Origin of the sequence: Eudoraea adriatica DSM 19308 (assembly GCF_000382125.1) — a bacterium.
GTDB classification, from domain to species: Bacteria; Bacteroidota; Bacteroidia; order Flavobacteriales; family Flavobacteriaceae; genus Eudoraea; species Eudoraea adriatica.
Map to the genome: position 1 here is coordinate 339,121 of NZ_KB907550.1, position 15,981 is coordinate 355,101.

At 38.1% G+C, this 15,981-nt stretch carries 16 protein-coding genes; 15 read left to right on the forward strand and 1 reads right to left on the reverse strand.

Going from position 1 to position 15,981, the window contains the following annotated elements:
• Positions 1 to 43 precede the first annotated feature (43 nt).
• Positions 44 to 952 (reverse strand): MBL fold metallo-hydrolase, encoded by a 909-nt coding sequence (locus tag G504_RS0113520; protein WP_019670726.1) that lies wholly within the window; start codon positions 950 to 952, stop codon positions 44 to 46.
• A gap of 141 nt (positions 953 to 1,093) precedes the next feature.
• On the opposite strand from G504_RS0113520, the gene cyoE reads away from it, so the two are divergent.
• The 15 genes from cyoE (at position 1,094) to G504_RS0113600 (ending at position 15,938) form a co-directional block, all read left to right on the forward strand.
• The gene (gene cyoE, locus G504_RS0113525; RefSeq protein ID WP_019670727.1) at positions 1,094 to 1,993 is read left to right on the forward strand and encodes a heme o synthase; all 900 of its coding nucleotides are present in this window, start codon (positions 1,094 to 1,096) and stop codon (positions 1,991 to 1,993) included.
• A 5-nt stretch (positions 1,994 to 1,998) separates the two neighbouring features.
• Positions 1,999 to 2,580 (forward strand): cytochrome c oxidase subunit 3, encoded by a 582-nt coding sequence (locus G504_RS0113530; protein ID WP_019670728.1) that lies wholly within the window; start codon positions 1,999 to 2,001, stop codon positions 2,578 to 2,580.
• Between the two features lie 99 nt (positions 2,581 to 2,679).
• The gene (locus G504_RS0113535; protein WP_019670729.1) at positions 2,680 to 3,654 is read left to right on the forward strand and encodes a cytochrome c oxidase subunit 3; all 975 of its coding nucleotides are present in this window, start codon (positions 2,680 to 2,682) and stop codon (positions 3,652 to 3,654) included.
• 55 nt (positions 3,655 to 3,709) lie between these two features.
• Positions 3,710 to 4,093, forward strand: a complete 384-nt coding sequence (locus tag G504_RS0113540) for a cytochrome C oxidase subunit IV family protein (protein ID WP_019670730.1) — start codon at positions 3,710 to 3,712, stop codon at positions 4,091 to 4,093.
• 73 nt (positions 4,094 to 4,166) lie between these two features.
• A complete protein-coding gene (locus G504_RS0113545; RefSeq protein ID WP_019670731.1) occupies positions 4,167 to 4,799 on the forward strand; it encodes a hypothetical protein in 633 nt (210 codons plus the stop codon).
• Positions 4,799 to 5,524: an SCO family protein gene (locus G504_RS0113550; RefSeq protein WP_019670732.1), complete on the forward strand. Its 726-nt coding sequence runs from the start codon at positions 4,799 to 4,801 to the stop codon at positions 5,522 to 5,524. The genes G504_RS0113545 and G504_RS0113550 overlap by 1 nt, the downstream gene beginning before the upstream one ends.
• Complete coding sequence (locus G504_RS0113555; protein WP_019670733.1) at positions 5,517 to 6,056, forward strand: DUF420 domain-containing protein; 540 nt, start codon at positions 5,517 to 5,519, stop codon at positions 6,054 to 6,056. Before G504_RS0113550 ends, G504_RS0113555 begins: the two co-directional genes overlap by 8 nt.
• 364 nt (positions 6,057 to 6,420) lie before the next feature.
• Complete coding sequence (locus G504_RS0113565; protein WP_019670735.1) at positions 6,421 to 7,665, forward strand: ABC transporter permease; 1,245 nt, start codon at positions 6,421 to 6,423, stop codon at positions 7,663 to 7,665.
• Positions 7,666 to 7,677: 12 nt separating this feature from the next.
• Positions 7,678 to 8,937: an ABC transporter permease gene (locus G504_RS0113570; RefSeq protein WP_019670736.1), complete on the forward strand. Its 1,260-nt coding sequence runs from the start codon at positions 7,678 to 7,680 to the stop codon at positions 8,935 to 8,937.
• Positions 8,938 to 8,968: 31 nt separating this feature from the next.
• Positions 8,969 to 10,081 (forward strand): efflux RND transporter periplasmic adaptor subunit, encoded by a 1,113-nt coding sequence (locus G504_RS0113575; RefSeq protein WP_019670737.1) that lies wholly within the window; start codon positions 8,969 to 8,971, stop codon positions 10,079 to 10,081.
• A gap of 96 nt (positions 10,082 to 10,177) precedes the next feature.
• Positions 10,178 to 10,879, forward strand: coding sequence for an ABC transporter ATP-binding protein (locus G504_RS0113580; protein WP_019670738.1), 702 nt, complete (start codon positions 10,178 to 10,180; stop codon positions 10,877 to 10,879).
• Positions 10,872 to 12,104, forward strand: a complete 1,233-nt coding sequence (locus G504_RS0113585) for an ABC transporter permease (protein ID WP_019670739.1) — start codon at positions 10,872 to 10,874, stop codon at positions 12,102 to 12,104. The genes G504_RS0113580 and G504_RS0113585 overlap by 8 nt, the downstream gene beginning before the upstream one ends.
• On the forward strand, positions 12,097 to 13,368 hold the full coding sequence (locus tag G504_RS0113590) for an ABC transporter permease (RefSeq protein ID WP_019670740.1): 1,272 nt from the start codon (positions 12,097 to 12,099) through the stop codon (positions 13,366 to 13,368). Before G504_RS0113585 ends, G504_RS0113590 begins: the two co-directional genes overlap by 8 nt.
• 36 nt (positions 13,369 to 13,404) lie before the next feature.
• A complete protein-coding gene (locus G504_RS0113595; protein WP_019670741.1) occupies positions 13,405 to 14,547 on the forward strand; it encodes an efflux RND transporter periplasmic adaptor subunit in 1,143 nt (380 codons plus the stop codon).
• 50 nt (positions 14,548 to 14,597) lie between these two features.
• Positions 14,598 to 15,938: a TolC family protein gene (locus G504_RS0113600; RefSeq protein ID WP_026348583.1), complete on the forward strand. Its 1,341-nt coding sequence runs from the start codon at positions 14,598 to 14,600 to the stop codon at positions 15,936 to 15,938.
• Positions 15,939 to 15,981: the final 43 nt, after the last annotated feature.

Genomic DNA, 15,981 nt, shown 5'->3' on the forward strand with positions numbered 1-15,981 from the left:
AACCCTGACCGCAAAAAACGGCAGGGTTTTTTTCTGTATTAAATTATTGACTCTTTAAACTTCTATAGAAGGTCTCCCTCATAACCTCGGGTTTAATAAACCCACTGCCATGAGAGTTATCATAAGCGGCACTAATGCTGTTGTCGCTTTTTACCTCTTCCAGACTTTTTCCCGCCACAATTGCAGCCATTATATTGGATTTCAGATCTTCTAACATGCCAACATAACTTTCCAGTTCCTTTTTTGAAGAAGGTCTTCCATGACCCGGTATAATTTTAGTCTCTTCACTTATTACCATCAATGCTTTTTTATGCGCATCAATAAAACCCTGTAGACTACCACCACTTTTCAGATCAATATAGGGATACCTCCCGGCAAAATAGGTATCGCCCATATGTATTACATCATTATTTACAAAATAGACCATGGCATCGCCGTCTGTGTGCGCATTATGAACATGAAATGCCATTATGGTCTCATCATCGTCATAAAAGCTTATATCTTCAGAAAAAGTAACTTCAGGTAACATGTTATTGTAGTATGCCAAAGTAATTTTTTTATCATCTAGTTTTTTTTGCTGACCGGCCATTACGCGCTTTCGAACATTATCATGAGCTACCAGAGTGGTAAGGTCTGTATTAAAATTTGCATTACCCCCTGTATGATCCCCGTGCATGTGTGTATTAAACAGAAATGCAATAGGCTTATTGGTAAGTGATGCAATAGCAGCCTTTATTTTATCACTTAAACGATCAAATTGGTCATCGATCATAAAGACATGTTTTTGCCCAATATAAATACCGATATTGCCGCCTTGTCCTGTAAGCATATAAACGTCGCTGGAAAGTTTATCAATGCTTATAACCACTTCCTCCTCTTGTGCAGATAACAATGAAACACAAAAGGATGAAATGAAGATGAAAAACCCGACTTTAGTTTTGTAAAAGGCCATAGATTTATATATTTATTAATGAGTGCTTTAAAGATAATATAAACAAACACAATTGGTTGCATGAAAATGTAATGGGCCTTATCTTTGCCACCTCATAAAAGTGAAGATAATGCTTCACTTTCTATACATTAAGGATTTCAAATGAAGACGGCTGTTGGATCGGCAAACAATACAAAAAGTTTATTGACTTTTGCTGATTTTAAGGAGATTACCAAATCAAGACTCGCATTAAGCGTTGTCTTTTCATCTTTAGCCGGCTACCTTTTAGGAGCCTATGAAGTAAATCCATTAGCACTACTACTATTGGCATTCGGGGGTTATTGTATGGTAGGTGCTTCCAATGCTTTTAATCAGGTTATTGAAAAAGACCTCGATGCTTTGATGAATAGGACCCGTAACAGGCCTATTCCTGCAGGCAGAATGTCTGTTAACAAGGCCATGACCCTGGCTGTTTTGATGACAATTTCCGGTGTGGTAAGCCTGTATGTACTCAACCCTAAAACAGCGATGTTTGGTGCTATATCAATATTCATTTATACCAGCGTTTATACACCTTTAAAAACAAAAACACCTTTATCGGTTTTTGTAGGTGCAATTCCGGGAGCCATACCTTTTATGCTGGGTTGGGTTGCTGCTACCAATAATTTCGGAATTGAGCCGGGTACTCTGTTCATGATTCAATTTTTTTGGCAGTTTCCTCACTTTTGGGCATTGGCATGGATGCTGGATGAAGATTATCAAAAAGGAGGTTTCAAAATGTTACCTACCGGGAAAAAGGATAAGGGTACTGCGATTCAGATAATAATGTATACCGTATGGATGATAATCATCTCCGTAATACCGGCCTTTGGAATAACAGGCAGATTACATTTGTCTATTCCGGCTGCTGTAATAATCCTTATTTTGGGATTGGTAATGTTGGTTTTTGGCTTTGTATTATTTGAAAAAAGAGATAATAAATCCGCAAGGAAACTTATGTTGATCAGCGTAAGCTATATAACACTTATGCAATTGGTTTATGTAATCGATAAATTTTTATAATTCGTATGGATCTTACACAAGGTACAAATAAAGAAAAGAAAGCCAGGGCAAAGAAAATGATGTTGTGGTTTGGAATAGCAAGTCTGCTTATGGGTTTTGCAGGATGGACAAGTGCCTACATCGTAAGCAGTTCCCGCGCAGATTGGCTTAAGGACTTTGTTCTTCCGTCGGCATTTTTATTAAGCACCGCAATCATAATCCTAAGCAGTGGCACCTACATCCTTGCAAAAAAAGCAATCCGGGCAAATAACGCCGGCCTTGGTACTAAATGGTTGTTTTTAACTCTGATACTTGGTATTGCGTTTATTATTATTCAGTTCTCCGGATTTTCTCAGTTAATTGAGCAGGGATACTATTTTACCGGGCCTACCAGTAATATTACAATGTCTTACATTTTTTTAATTGCAGCTGTACACATTGTGCATGTTATTTCGGGGCTCATTTCTCTTTTGGTGGTATTGTACAATAATATCCGGGGTAATTACTCTGCCAATAATATCCTCGGAGTTGAACTGGGAATTACTTTTTGGCATTTTTTGGATCTCTTATGGGTCTATCTTATATTGTTTTTTTATTTCTTTGGATAATAAATGAATATAAAATTTCATTTGAATCCTATTTGGGCTTTTCTATAGTTGAAAAAAATGTAAATTTGCCATTATTCTTATAACACGATAAATTTGTTTATGGATTCTACAGTAGCAACAAGTACAGAAGAAAGCGTTTGGGGAGGTGGAAACCGACCTTTAGGAGCGAGTTACGGAAAGCTAATGATGTGGTTTTTTATAGTCTCGGATGCTTTGACGTTTTCGGGATTTTTAGCCTCTTATGGTTTCTCCAGATTTAAATTTATCGAAACTTGGCCAATAGCCGATGAGGTGTTTACGCACGTTCCATTTTTTCATGGAAATTTTCCGATGTACTACGTTGCTTTTATGACATTTATCCTGATAATGTCATCTGTCACTATGGTGCTTGCGGTTGATGCAGGACACAAGATGATGAAGAACAAGACCATTATTTATATGTTCCTTACGATTATAGGGGGTGCTATATTTGTGGGTTCTCAGGCTTGGGAATGGGCTACATTCATAAAAGGAGATTACGGAGCTTTGGAGACAAAGGGTGGAAGAATTTTGCAATTTGTAAAAGCGGATACCGGTGAAAGGGCTGCGTTAGCAGATTTTTCCAAGGAATTACCTTCGGAGCGCTTGGATCATGAAAGAAAAAACGGTGTTTGGTTTTATAAGGGCGAAGCGCTTCCTTCCTATACCGTTAATGAGGTTACAGAAGGGTTAAAATCAAATCCTAATATTCTGATCAGAACAGAAACCATTAATTCTGAAGGAGAAAAAACACTTTTGACCAGGGAAGAATCATTAAATAAAATCAAAGATGCCAAATTAGTTGTTGAAGGTGCCAACCTGATAAGGAATGAGTATGGAAGTCGACTTTTTGCTGATTTCTTTTTCTTCATTACCGGCTTTCATGGATTCCACGTATTTTCCGGTGTAATTATCAACATTATTATTTTCTTTAATGTGATTCTGGGCACTTATGAAAGAAGGGGTCATTATGAAATGGTCGAAAAGGTAGGACTCTATTGGCATTTTGTTGATTTAGTCTGGGTATTTGTTTTCACGTTTTTCTATCTGGTTTAAGAAAAAGACGCAAAGAATTAATAAAAGAAGATCAATATAATAAACACAATTTAAAATGGCACACGCGCACAAGCTGGAGATTTTTAGAGGACTAATAAAATTTAAATCCAACACCCAAAAGATATGGGGTGTACTGGTTTTCCTGACAATAGTCACTGCTATAGAGGTAGCTCTCGGGATTACGAAACCACATGTTCTTACAGTGAATACATTTTTGGGTATGAAACTGCTTAATTGGATCTTTATAATCCTTACCCTGGTTAAAGCTTACTACATAGCATGGGATTTCATGCATTTGCGAGATGAGAAAAAGTCCTTGCGAAGGGCCATTGTATGGACTCCAATTTTTTTGGTGGCCTATCTTATTTTTATACTCTTGTTCGAAGCGGATTATATTTATAATGTCTTTAAAGACGGCTACGTAACCTGGAATTTCTAACAAGGAATTAACAACACATAAAGACGGTATAACAACCGTCTTTTTTATTTTTGTAATGTCTAAATAATGTTAAATGAAAAAGACATTCGTTCTGGTGGTACTTTTTATTCTGCCACTGGTTGCCTACTTGTTTTTTGCCTCCGGAGTAAACAATTTTGGAAAACTTCCTGTACTGACTGAGGAAGTCCTAAATGCTCCTGAAAATGCAGATAATATAACTTTCGAGAATAAGATTACAATTTTGGGCTTTTTAGGATATAATGTTGAACTTAAAAAAGGCAATGCATTTAATCTGAATCAGAAAATATACAAACCATTCTATGAGTTTAATGATTTTCAAATTGTCATGATAATGCCTATAGGAACTGAGGAAAAAGTTGAGGAATTAAAAGCAGAACTTGGCAATTTAGTTGATATAAAGAATTGGAATTTTATATTTACGGAAGACGAAAGAATCGAAGCAGTTTTCAATTCATTAAAGACCAATCTCAGTCTTGACGAAAGTTTAGGAACCCACTATGTTTTCATAATTGACAAGGACAAAAATCTAAGGGGAAGGACAAACGATGAAGAGGAGACCACCAAGTATGGCTTTAACGCCACCTCTGTTGCCGAACTTAATAATAAAATGGAGGATGATGTAAAAATCATTCTGGCAGAGTATCGCTTGGCACTAAAGAAAAACAACGCTGATAGAACCAATTAATGAAAAATAAATACACCTATGTTTGGGTATCCCTTGTAATCCTTGTTTTCGGCATAATATTTATTCCCAAAATTATTGAACGCATAAAAACAGGTACGATTATAGAACACGATCGTATGAATCAAACTGAGGCTGATGAACCACTCAATTTTATTTATTTGAATAATGAGAAAAGAAAGGTCCCGTCTTTTCAATTTCTCAATCAGGATAGCCTCTTAATCTCAGAAAAAGACTACGAAGGAAAGGTTTATGTAGTGGAGTTTTTTTTCACAACGTGCCCTACAATTTGTCCGGTTATGAATTCTAATTTGGTTGAAATCCAGGAAGAGTTCAGGGACTTTGATAATTTTGGTGTAGCCTCGTTTACAATTAATCCGGAATACGATACGCCCAGGATTCTGAAACAATATGCCGAGAAATATGGTATTAATGATATGGATTGGCACTTAATGACCGGTAACAGGCAGGCAATCTATGACCTGGCAAATATCGGATTTAATATTTTTGCAGCAGAAAACCAGGGAGTTCCCGGAGGATTTGAACATTCGGGCTTATTTGCACTTGTCGACAAAAATGGATATCTCCGCTCGCGAACGGACGATTTTGGTAATCCAATTATTTATTACAGAGGAACCATTAGTGAGTCTCAGGGAGAAAATGACGAAGGCGAAATACAGGAGGTCAGTATTTTAAAGGAAGACATAAAAAAGCTTTTAAATGAATAAACAAAGTATGGCAGCCGAAGAGCGGAAGTTTAACAGGATAATTACTGTGGTATCAGTTTTGGTTCCTTTGGTGGTGGTTGTTTTATTTGGTGTCAAAATCCCGAATTCTGAGCCTTTAGGATTTCTTCCCCCAATCTATGCCACTATAAATGGAATTACAGCGATCTTACTTATTTATGCCGTTTGGGCCATTAAGAATGGTAAAAGAGTTTTGCATCAGAATATTATGAGTACATGTATTGTTCTGTCTTTGCTGTTTTTGCTAATGTATATTGCATATCATATGACAGCCGATTCTACTTCTTATGGAGGTATAGGTGCAATTAAGTATGTATATTACTTTATACTTTTCTCGCATATTATGTTATCTGTTGTTATCATACCGCTTGTGCTTAAGACTTATGCCCGGGCATATTTAAAAGATTTTGAGCGCCACCGTAAGCTGGCGAAAATCACATTCCCCATTTGGCTATATGTAGCAGTTACCGGAGTCATTGTCTATTTAATGATTTCACCTTATTACGAATATTAAAAATATGTATTTTATAATGTTTATTAATTACTATATACTGTATTGAAAATTAGAGACTTTATACTGGTAATTCTATTCGTTTTACTGCCTCGGCTATCAGCAGCTCAATGTGCCATGTGCAGGGCAGTTCTGGAAAGTCAGGACGATAATTCTATGGCTGAAGGTATTAATAATGGGATTGTTTATTTGATGGCGCTTCCTTATATTTTGCTGGGCGTTCTTTTTTACTTTGTTTACAGAAAATTGAGGTCATAAAAACAGCCCCGATTTTAACAGTTTTTTACTGTTCCTACTGTAACAATTACCATATCCTGAAGTCTTATTTATAAGGGGTTAAACCATCAATTATAATTCAACCAACTCCATGCTCGATCTCGAAAGATGGCAGGAAATATTTGACACGATCCGTAAAAATAAATTACGGACTTTCCTCACAGGTCTGTCTGTGGCCTCCGGTATTTTTATTCTGGTAATTTTATTAGGTTTTGGTCAGGGAATGCAAAATGGTGTTGCCCATGAATTTGAAGAAGATGCTGCTACCAGCGTGTGGGTTTGGCCGGGGGTAACTTCCAAAGAATTTAAGGGGCTAAACCCCGGAAGGAGTATCCAGCTGAAAAATGAAAATTATGAATCTTCACTTGCATTGTTTGGAGATAAAATTGAGTACAAATCGCCCAGGATATTTGTCCGTAATGTGTCTGTAAATTATGGAAAAGAGGCCTTGGTTTACGGTATACAAGGCGTTTCCTATGATTTTCAGTTTATTGAAAATGCTAAAATGTCTGAAGGGAGATTTTTAAATTACCAGGATGAAGTAACTACTGCCAAAGTTGCTATAATTGGAAATAAAATCAAACGCGATGTTTTTGAGGATCTTAAGACTCCCTTGGGAGAGTACATAAATATATCTGGAGTATTATTTAAAATTGTTGGTATCTATTCGGAGAGAGAAGACCGGGAGGAGGAACGCATATATATTCCTGTAACTACGGCACAACGGGTATTTAATGGGGGTGATAGAATTAATAATATGAGCTATACATTGCCAATGGAGGAAAATTTTGACCTGGCCGTTGCTCAGGCTACAGCTTTTAAGGAAAAATTGCAGGCGCACCTTCAGCAGGTGCATACCGTGGCACCCGAAGATACCGGTGCAATACAGGTTTGGAGTGCGTTGGAAGAAGCGAAACGCTATTATAGTCTCATCAGGAATATTAAACTCTTTTTCTGGTTTGTAGGGATCTGTACAATCATTGCCGGGGTAGTTAGTGTAAGCAACATAATGCTGATTGTTGTGAAAGAGAGGACAAGAGAAATAGGTATCCGAAAAGCCCTGGGGGCTAAGCCCTGGTCCATTGTGGGTATGATTTTACAGGAATCCATTTTTGTAACGGCAATTTCCGGGTTCACCGGACTAATTTTTAGTATGGGGCTTTTGGAAATACTAGGACCATATGTAGAAGTAGATTATATTCTGAACCCTTCTGTTAATTTGAATGTTGCTCTTTCTACTGTTGTAGTACTCATATTAGCCGGAACGATTGCCGGTTTTTTCCCGGCGTGGAGAGCTGCAAGTATTCATACTATTGAAGCCTTACGAGACGAATAAGATATTATAGCTATGTTTAAAAGAGATCGATGGCAAGAAATAATAGAAGTGCTGACCACTAACTGGTTCAGGACTGTGCTTACTGCATTTGGCGTTTTTTGGGGAATACTCATTTTAATAATTTTACTTTCTGCGGGAAAAGGCCTGGAAAATGGCATAAAAGCAGATTTTGGCGATATTGCTACGAATACCATGTTTATGTGGACACGCAGTACTACAAAAGCGCATATGGGCTTACCCATCGGAAGAAGATTTCAATTTAAGGTGGATGATGTAAAGAGTATAAGCGAAAATATACCCAATTTGCGCTTTATATCACCCAGAAATCAATTGAGAGGATTTGGGAATGACAACAATGTAGTTAGAGGTATAAATACGGGGGCATACAACGTTTATGGAGATTATCCTGAGATAATTAACCAGGATCCTATGACCATTACGGAAGGACGTTTTTTAAATCAGAACGATATTCTGGAAAAACGTAAAATAGCAGTTATAGGAGCCGGAGTTAGAAATGAGCTATATGACAGAGGTGAGGAGGTGATAGGTAGTTACATTAAGATTCAGGGTGTAAATTTTATGGTGGTGGGTGCCTATAAGAAGAGAAGTAGCGATGGGGATGGGGAAGAAGCCCAAAAAGAAATATTTGTGCCCTTTACTTCTTTTTCCCAGGCATTTAATATGGGCAATGATGTAGGTTGGATGGCTATAACAGCTTCTGATGGAACCTCCATATCCAGTCTGAAAGAGGATATTGTTAGTTTAATGAAAAACAGGCATAAAATTCATCCTGAAGATACCAGGGCGGTTGGTTATTTCGATCTGTATGAACAGTATAACAGGGTGGAAAGCCTTTTCGGGGCAATGAGTTTTATCGCCTATTTTGTAGGGATTTTAGTCTTGTTATCCGGTATAATCGGGGTGAGCAATATTATGCTGATTGTCGTTAAGGAAAGGACTAAGGAAATTGGTATACGAAGGGCATTAGGAGAGGATCCATGGTCTATTAAAAAGCAGATTCTTATGGAGTCTATTTTTCTGACAATAGTCTCGGGTATGGCGGGCATTATTATTGGAGCTTTATTTATTTATGGAGTTAATGCGCTGCTAGATGCCAATGGTCCGGTAGATATGTTTCTGAATCCCAGTGTTAGCCTTGGCGTAGTTTCAATTGCATTGTTAATCCTTGTATTGTCTGGTTTACTGGCAGGTTTTATACCTGCTCAAAGCGCAATAAAAGTAAAGCCGATAGATGCCTTAAGAACCGAGTAAATTTTAAACATCAATCACTAATACTATAAAAATGAAAAAATCAGTAACTGTCGTCATTCTAATTGTCATTTTTTTGGCCTTTGGGGGAGCTATGTTTTACCTCTATCAAAAGAATGAAGAAGACCCGATTGTTTATGAAACAGAGAAACCCTCCATACAAACTATCATTAAAAAAACGGTGGCCACCGGAAGTATTTTGCCTTTGGAAGAAGTACTTATTAAACCAAATATTTCCGGTGTTATTGAGGAAATCTTTGTAGAAGGTGGAGATTTTGTAAAATCTGGTGACCTGCTTGCAAAAATAAAGGTGGTACCAAACCTCAATGCGCTCAATGATGCGAAAAACAGTATTGATGAAGCAAAAATTGCCCTGGATGATCAAAGGCGAAATTTTGATAGGCAGAGCAGTCTTTTTAATAAAGGGGTAATCTCAAAAGTTGATCTCGAAAGGGCTCAGGTAAGTTATGATCAGGCAAAGCAATCCTATAGTGCCGCAAATAAAAGATATGATATTGTTAAAACAGGAACCACAAAAGGGTATAGCAATTCTGCGAATACCCTGATAAGGGCAACGGTGACCGGAATGGTTTTGGAAGTTCCTGTAGAAGTAGGTAATCAGGTAATTCAGAGTAATAATTTTAATGAAGGAACTACTATAGCAGCCATAGCTGATGTAGATAAAATGATCTTTGAAGGAAAGGTAGATGAGTCCGAGGTAGGAAAGATAAAGGAGGACCTGCCTTTGGAAATTACAGTTGGCGCTCTTGAAAATATAACTTTTGATGCGGTTCTGGATTATATAGCGCCTAAGGGTAATGAGGAAAATGGAGCTATTCAGTTCGAGATCAAAGGAACCCTGAAGAAACAGGATTCCGTCTTTATACGCGCTGGTCTCAGCGCCAATGCATCCATTATCCTGGATAGGGCAGATGGTGTGCTTGCCATAAAAGAAGCATTGGTGCAGTTTGACTCAGAAACCAAAAAGCCATTTTTGGAAATTGCTACCGGGGATCAGCAATTTGAAAGAAGAGATATAGAACTGGGCATAAGCGATGGGATATATGTGGAAGTGAAGTCGGGCCTTGATAAAGAAGACGAGATAAAAGTATGGAATGAGGTTAGCCCGGATGAATTTGGAGGGTAGCTTTTAACAAAATATTTTAATGATTATTTGTAACATTTTACGAACTATTCTGTCCTATTATTGGATTTGAATAGTATATAACTTAAGGCACTAACCATGATTGAAATAAAAGATTTACACAAATCCTATAAGATGGGCAGCAATGCCCTGCATGTTTTAAAGGGGATCAATTTTACTGTTGAAGAAGGAGAATTAGTCGCAATAATGGGCTCATCGGGTTCAGGAAAATCCACTTTATTGAATATACTGGGCATGTTGGATGTGGCCGATTCGGGCGAATACACCCTGGATGGTGTGCCAATAAAAAACCTCAATGAGACCAAAGCCGCCAATTACCGGAATAAATTTTTAGGATTTGTTTTCCAGTCATTTAATCTTATTAATTACAAGAGTGCACTTGAAAATGTAGCCTTGCCTTTATACTATCAGAGAGTTCCCAGAAAGGAAAGGCAGGAAAGGGCTATGAAATACCTTGATCAGGTTGGTCTCAAAGAATGGGCTAATCACTTGCCAAGTGAACTTTCAGGTGGTCAGAATCAAAGAGTGGCAATTGCAAGGGCTATGGCCTCGGAACCTAAAGTACTTCTGGCCGACGAACCAACGGGTGCACTGGATAGCAAAACATCGTATGAGGTTATGGATTTAATACAAAAAATCAATGACCAGGGGAATACAATCTTAGTGGTAACCCACGAAGATGATATAGCACATATGTGCAAAAGGATTGTTTACCTGAAAGACGGTGTTATTGTGGAAGATAAAAAAGTAAAGCAAGTAAGGGCATCAGCGCATGTTTAGCAGAGATAACTGGAACGAAATATTTCAAACCATCCGAAAGAATAAACTTAGGACCTTTCTTTCAGGTTTTACGGTGGCCCTGGGAATATTGATTTTTGTTTCTCTTTTTGGTTTGGGAAACGGTCTTATCAACACTTTTGACAAATTTTTTCAGGAAGACGCCACAAATGTATTTTATTTCTTTCCCGGAAAAACTACCATCCCATATAAAGGATATAAATCATCGAGGCGAATTGAATTTGAAAATAGCGATCTGGCAGATATAAAGAAAAATTTCCCAATGTTCCTGGAATATGTAACCCCAAGAATTACAAGAAGCAAATTGGTGAAATTTAAAGAAGAATCCGACAACTATAATATCACCGGGGTAGATTGGGGTCACCAATTTGCTGAGAAGACGATTATAATGAAAGGCCGGTATTTAAATGTTCAGGATATTAAGAAGAAGACAAAACATGCTGTGATTGGGCGTTTGGTTGAACTGGATCTGTTTGGGGCCAGAAATGCCATTGGTAAATACGTGGACGTTGGCGGGAGTGCTTTTAAAGTGATAGGTGTTTTTCAGGATGATGGGGGTGACAGAGAGGAACGTGGCATATACGTCCCTTATACCACCCTGCAACTAATTGAAAAAAATACAGATAAAGTAGACCAGATAGTTGTAGCCTTTAAGCCGGAGATGGGCTATATGGGTGCCATGGCTTTTGAACGTAGTCTGGATAAGTTTTTTAAAGACAAAAAATTTATAAGCCCAAAAGATCAGAATGGAATATTCATTCGAAATGTTGCAGATCAATTGCAGCAAAATCAACAATTTGCCCGTGTATTGCAAATTATTGTAGCCTTTGTGGCTTTTGGTACTATAATAGCTGGGATTATTGGAATAAGCAATATCATGGTGTTTGTGGTGAAGGAACGGACAAAGGAATTGGGAATACGCAAAGCTTTAGGCGCGACTCCAAAAGATGTAATCAGTACAATTTTGCTTGAATCGGTTTTTATTACCACAATATCGGGATTTGCCGGAATGTTAATTGGAATTGCACTTCTTGGCTCTTTAGGAGAAAGTATGGCTGAGGATTATTTTATTACCAACCCGTATATAAATACTGGTGTTGCCGTATTTGCAACGCTTCTTTTAGTTTTATTTGGAGCAATAGCAGGCTATATTCCGGCAAAAAGGGCGGCACGTATTAAACCTATAGTAGCTTTAAGAGATGAATAGTTTTCGATTTCTTTTTGACAAAAATACCTGGCAGGAAATTTTCGGATCTATCGGAAAAAATAAGACCAGGACCATAATTACCGTTATAGGTGTTTTATGGGGTATTTTTATCTATATCGCTCTGGCAGGTGCTGCAAAGGGAATGGATAACGGATTTGAAAAGAATTTCGAAACTGTAGCTAAAAATAGTATATGGGCATGGTCTCAAAGTACCAGTATACCTTACGCGGGTTATAAAACCGGAAGACAGCTGCGATTAAAAGTCCAGGATGCAATTGTCCTGAAAAATCGTATTCCCGAAATACAATATATAGCTCCTGTGAATACCAGGGGTGCTTTTGGAGGGGCTTCCGCGTTGACTGTTCGAGGTATTAAATCCAATAGTTATTCCGTATATGGCTACTTTCCGGAAATAGCAAAGATTGCTACACAAAAAATTTATGATAACGGAAGGTTTATTAACGATGAAGATATTGCACAGGCAAGAAAAGTCTGTGTTATTGGTGAGCGCACGCAACAAGAGTTATTTGATAAAGATGAAGATCCTATAGGAGGCTATATTAGGGTTGAGAACGTTTATTTTCAGGTGGTTGGAGTTCATAAATTTACACAGACAACCCCATTTGGCACGGATGGAGATATTTTTATCCCTTTTACGACATTCAAAAAACTTTATAATACAGGAGATAATTCTCAGTTTTTTACAATTGCAGCTTATGATGATGCAGATGTTGTTCAGGTAGAAAAAGACATCAAAGCGGTTTTAAGAAGCATACATAAGGTCCATCCGGAAGACGAACGGGCTTTTGGGGCTTTTAATCTTGGAGAAATATTTAGCAAGATTATGGGCTTTGCCAACGGGATAACTTTTTTATCCTTAATTGTTGGTATAGCAACAATCCTTGCAGGTGTAATTGGAATTGGAAATATCCTTCTGATATCTGTCAAAGAACGCACCAAGGAATTGGGTATTCGCCGGGCTTTGGGTGCTACCCCAGGGGAAGTGCGTTCCCTGATAATTTTGGAATCTGTATTCCTCACTATGATTGCCGGAATTGTTGGGATCATATTAGGAGCCGGGGTATTGAGTTTGATAAATAGCCTCACCAGGGACATTAATTTTCCATATACAAATCCTACGGTTCCCATACCATATGTCCTGGGAGCCTTAGCCATAATGATAATATTGGGAACACTAATAGGTTCAATTCCAGCCCAGCGGGCTGTGAGTATTAAGCCCATAGATGCGCTCAGAGAAGAATAAATAAAACCATTAACCAGATACTAACATTAGAGAGAAATGAACAAAATTGTAAAATATATATTGATTGGGATATTGGTGCTTGGAGCTTTGTGGGCTGCTGCTTTTTTTATAAAATCCAATAGTAAATCGGCCATAACATACGAAACGAAAAAACCATTTATTTCTAATATTGAGAAGAAAACAGTAGCGACAGGCAAAGTAATTCCTGAAGACGAGATTGAAATCAAACCTCAGATTTCTGGAATTATTGAAACAATTTATTTGGAGGAAGGTGCCCAGGTTAAGGCGGGTGATTTAATTGCGGTAATAAAAGTGGTACCTAATGAACAATCCCTGAATCAGGCCCGCGGAAGGGTAAGGAATGCCGAGATTGCATTAAATAATGTTGAAATTGAATATAAGAGGAATAAGGCTCTGTTTGATAAAGGAGTTATTTCCAGTCAGGACTTTAACACTTTGCAATTGCGATATGACCAGGCCGTTCAGGAATTAGACAATGCACGTGCAGATTATCTGATAATCAGGAGAGGTTCCGCAGGTGGATCTTCAAGCGCCAACACCAACATTCGGGCCACCGTGGCAGGCACATTGCTGGAAATACCGGTAAGGGAAGGAGATCAGGTAATTCAGAGTAATAATTTTAATGATGGAACAACAATAGCTACTATTGCCGATTTGAATAAGATGATTTTTGAAGGAAAGGTTGATGAGGGAGAAGTTGGGAAACTGGAAATTGGCATGCCCCTCGAAATTACCATGGGTGCAATTGAAGATGAAAAATTTGAGGCGAAGTTAAAATTTATCGCTCCAAAAGGAATCGAAGAATCCGGTGCGGTACAATTTAAAATTGAAGGTGATGTAGTTGTGGGAGAAGATTTTATGATCCGGGCGGGCTATAGTGCTAATGCATCGCTTGTACTCGAGAAGAAAGATAGTGTTATGGTGATTCCGGAAGCTCTTCTGCAATTTGATAAAGAAACGGATGAACCCTATGTTGAAGTTGCGGTTGGAGATCAGAAATTTGAACGCAAGGAGGTGGAAATAGGAATTTCAGATGGGGTTAACGTGGAAATTATTTCGGGTATAACAGCAGATGATGAAGTAAAGGTCTGGAATAAAACGGAGCCGATTAAAAAGGGCGAGGAAGAAGAGGAGGAAACTGAAGAAGAAGACGCCTAATTAAGTTTAATACGTAAAGTCAATCAATTATAATTATCAATAAGCGACAGATGAAATTTAAACTAACTGCTCTTTTACTTTTATGTGCGACAGGTATGGCGATGGCACAGAAAAAGATATGGACACTCGAAGAATGCGTTACATACGCGGTAGAGAATAATCTCTCCATACAACAATTTGAATTGGACCTTGAAAATGCCACCATTGATAAATCGGATGCTATTGGTGCTTTTCTTCCCAATTTGAATGGAACATTGAATGGCCAAAGTAATACAGGTCTGTCTTTTGACCCTACCAACAATCAACCGGTAAACACTACACAAATAACCTCTTCGGGGAGTGTTACTTCAAGTGCGATTTTATTTGACGGACTTAGAAATGTACACAGACTGAACCGGGCTAAACTTAATGCAGTAGCAAATCAATATCGTCTGGACGACCTGGTCAATGATATTCGATTAAATGTGGCAATAAGTTATTTAAGAATATTGTCCAGCAAGGAAGCTGCTAAAGTTGCCAGGGCACTTTATGCGGTTACGGAACAGGATTTAATCAGGACAAGGGAATTGGTTGAGTCCGGGGTAGTCGCGAGAGGAGATTTATTAGAAATTGAAGCGACTGCGGCAACCAGGGAACAGCAAATTATCAATGCCGAGAACGATGTTCTGATTAACAGAATTAGTCTGGCACAGTTGCTCCAGATCACGGATTATGAAAATTTTGACATTTCAGATGTAGACTTTGAGGTTCCTGCGGCAAGCATATTGAAAAATTCTCCGAAAACTATCTTTGATAAGGCATTGACTTACTGGTATGAGACGAAGTTTTTTGAGACCAATGTGGAATTAGCTGAGAAAGATTTGGCCCTGGCTAAAGGAGCAGCTTCTCCAACATTGAGTGCATTTGTTAATTATAATACCCGCTACTCAGATCAGTTCCTGGATCCCATAACAGGACAGGTAATCCCCTTTAAAGAGCAACTATGGATAAATGATGGTATTGCATTTGGAGCACAAATTAATATTCCTGTTTTTAATGGCTGGAGTACAAGAAATAATATTAAACGATCACAAATTAGTGTCAAAAAGGCTGAACTGGATCTGGAACAGAACAAATTGGACCTGGAAACCAATATAAATCAGGCTTATGTGGATGTAGTGAATAGCTCTAAAGCATACGATGCGGCGGTTAAAACCAGGGAAGCCAGAATACTGGCTTTGGATTACTCCAAAGAAAGATTTGATGTGGGTATTATGAATTCATTTGATTACAGTCAGGCGCAGGCAAGAGTAGACAATGCCGAAGCCGAGGTGATACGCACTAAATATGACTATGTATTTAGAATTAAGGTATTGGAATTCTACTTTGGCCTTCCAATAGTCATTGATTAAAGATGAAATAAGTATTAGATTAAGCCTTTTGTATTGTTTATAC

Coding starts and splice junctions, on each gene's coding strand:
- G504_RS0113520 (WP_019670726.1), bottom strand. CDS start 952: ATGGCCTTTTACAAAACTAAAGTCGGGTTTTTCATCTTCATTTCATCC.
- G504_RS0113585 (WP_019670739.1), top strand. CDS start 10,872: ATGTTTAGCAGAGATAACTGGAACGAAATATTTCAAACCATCCGAAAG.
- G504_RS0113545 (WP_019670731.1), top strand. CDS start 4,167: ATGAAAAAGACATTCGTTCTGGTGGTACTTTTTATTCTGCCACTGGTT.
- G504_RS0113535 (WP_019670729.1), top strand. CDS start 2,680: ATGGATTCTACAGTAGCAACAAGTACAGAAGAAAGCGTTTGGGGAGGT.
- G504_RS0113590 (WP_019670740.1), top strand. CDS start 12,097: ATGAATAGTTTTCGATTTCTTTTTGACAAAAATACCTGGCAGGAAATT.
- G504_RS0113565 (WP_019670735.1), top strand. CDS start 6,421: ATGCTCGATCTCGAAAGATGGCAGGAAATATTTGACACGATCCGTAAA.
- G504_RS0113540 (WP_019670730.1), top strand. CDS start 3,710: ATGGCACACGCGCACAAGCTGGAGATTTTTAGAGGACTAATAAAATTT.
- G504_RS0113600 (WP_026348583.1), top strand. CDS start 14,598: ATGAAATTTAAACTAACTGCTCTTTTACTTTTATGTGCGACAGGTATG.
- G504_RS0113555 (WP_019670733.1), top strand. CDS start 5,517: ATGAATAAACAAAGTATGGCAGCCGAAGAGCGGAAGTTTAACAGGATA.
- G504_RS0113580 (WP_019670738.1), top strand. CDS start 10,178: ATGATTGAAATAAAAGATTTACACAAATCCTATAAGATGGGCAGCAAT.
- G504_RS0113550 (WP_019670732.1), top strand. CDS start 4,799: ATGAAAAATAAATACACCTATGTTTGGGTATCCCTTGTAATCCTTGTT.
- G504_RS0113575 (WP_019670737.1), top strand. CDS start 8,969: ATGAAAAAATCAGTAACTGTCGTCATTCTAATTGTCATTTTTTTGGCC.
- cyoE (WP_019670727.1), top strand. CDS start 1,094: ATGAAGACGGCTGTTGGATCGGCAAACAATACAAAAAGTTTATTGACT.
- G504_RS0113595 (WP_019670741.1), top strand. CDS start 13,405: ATGAACAAAATTGTAAAATATATATTGATTGGGATATTGGTGCTTGGA.
- G504_RS0113530 (WP_019670728.1), top strand. CDS start 1,999: ATGGATCTTACACAAGGTACAAATAAAGAAAAGAAAGCCAGGGCAAAG.
- G504_RS0113570 (WP_019670736.1), top strand. CDS start 7,678: ATGTTTAAAAGAGATCGATGGCAAGAAATAATAGAAGTGCTGACCACT.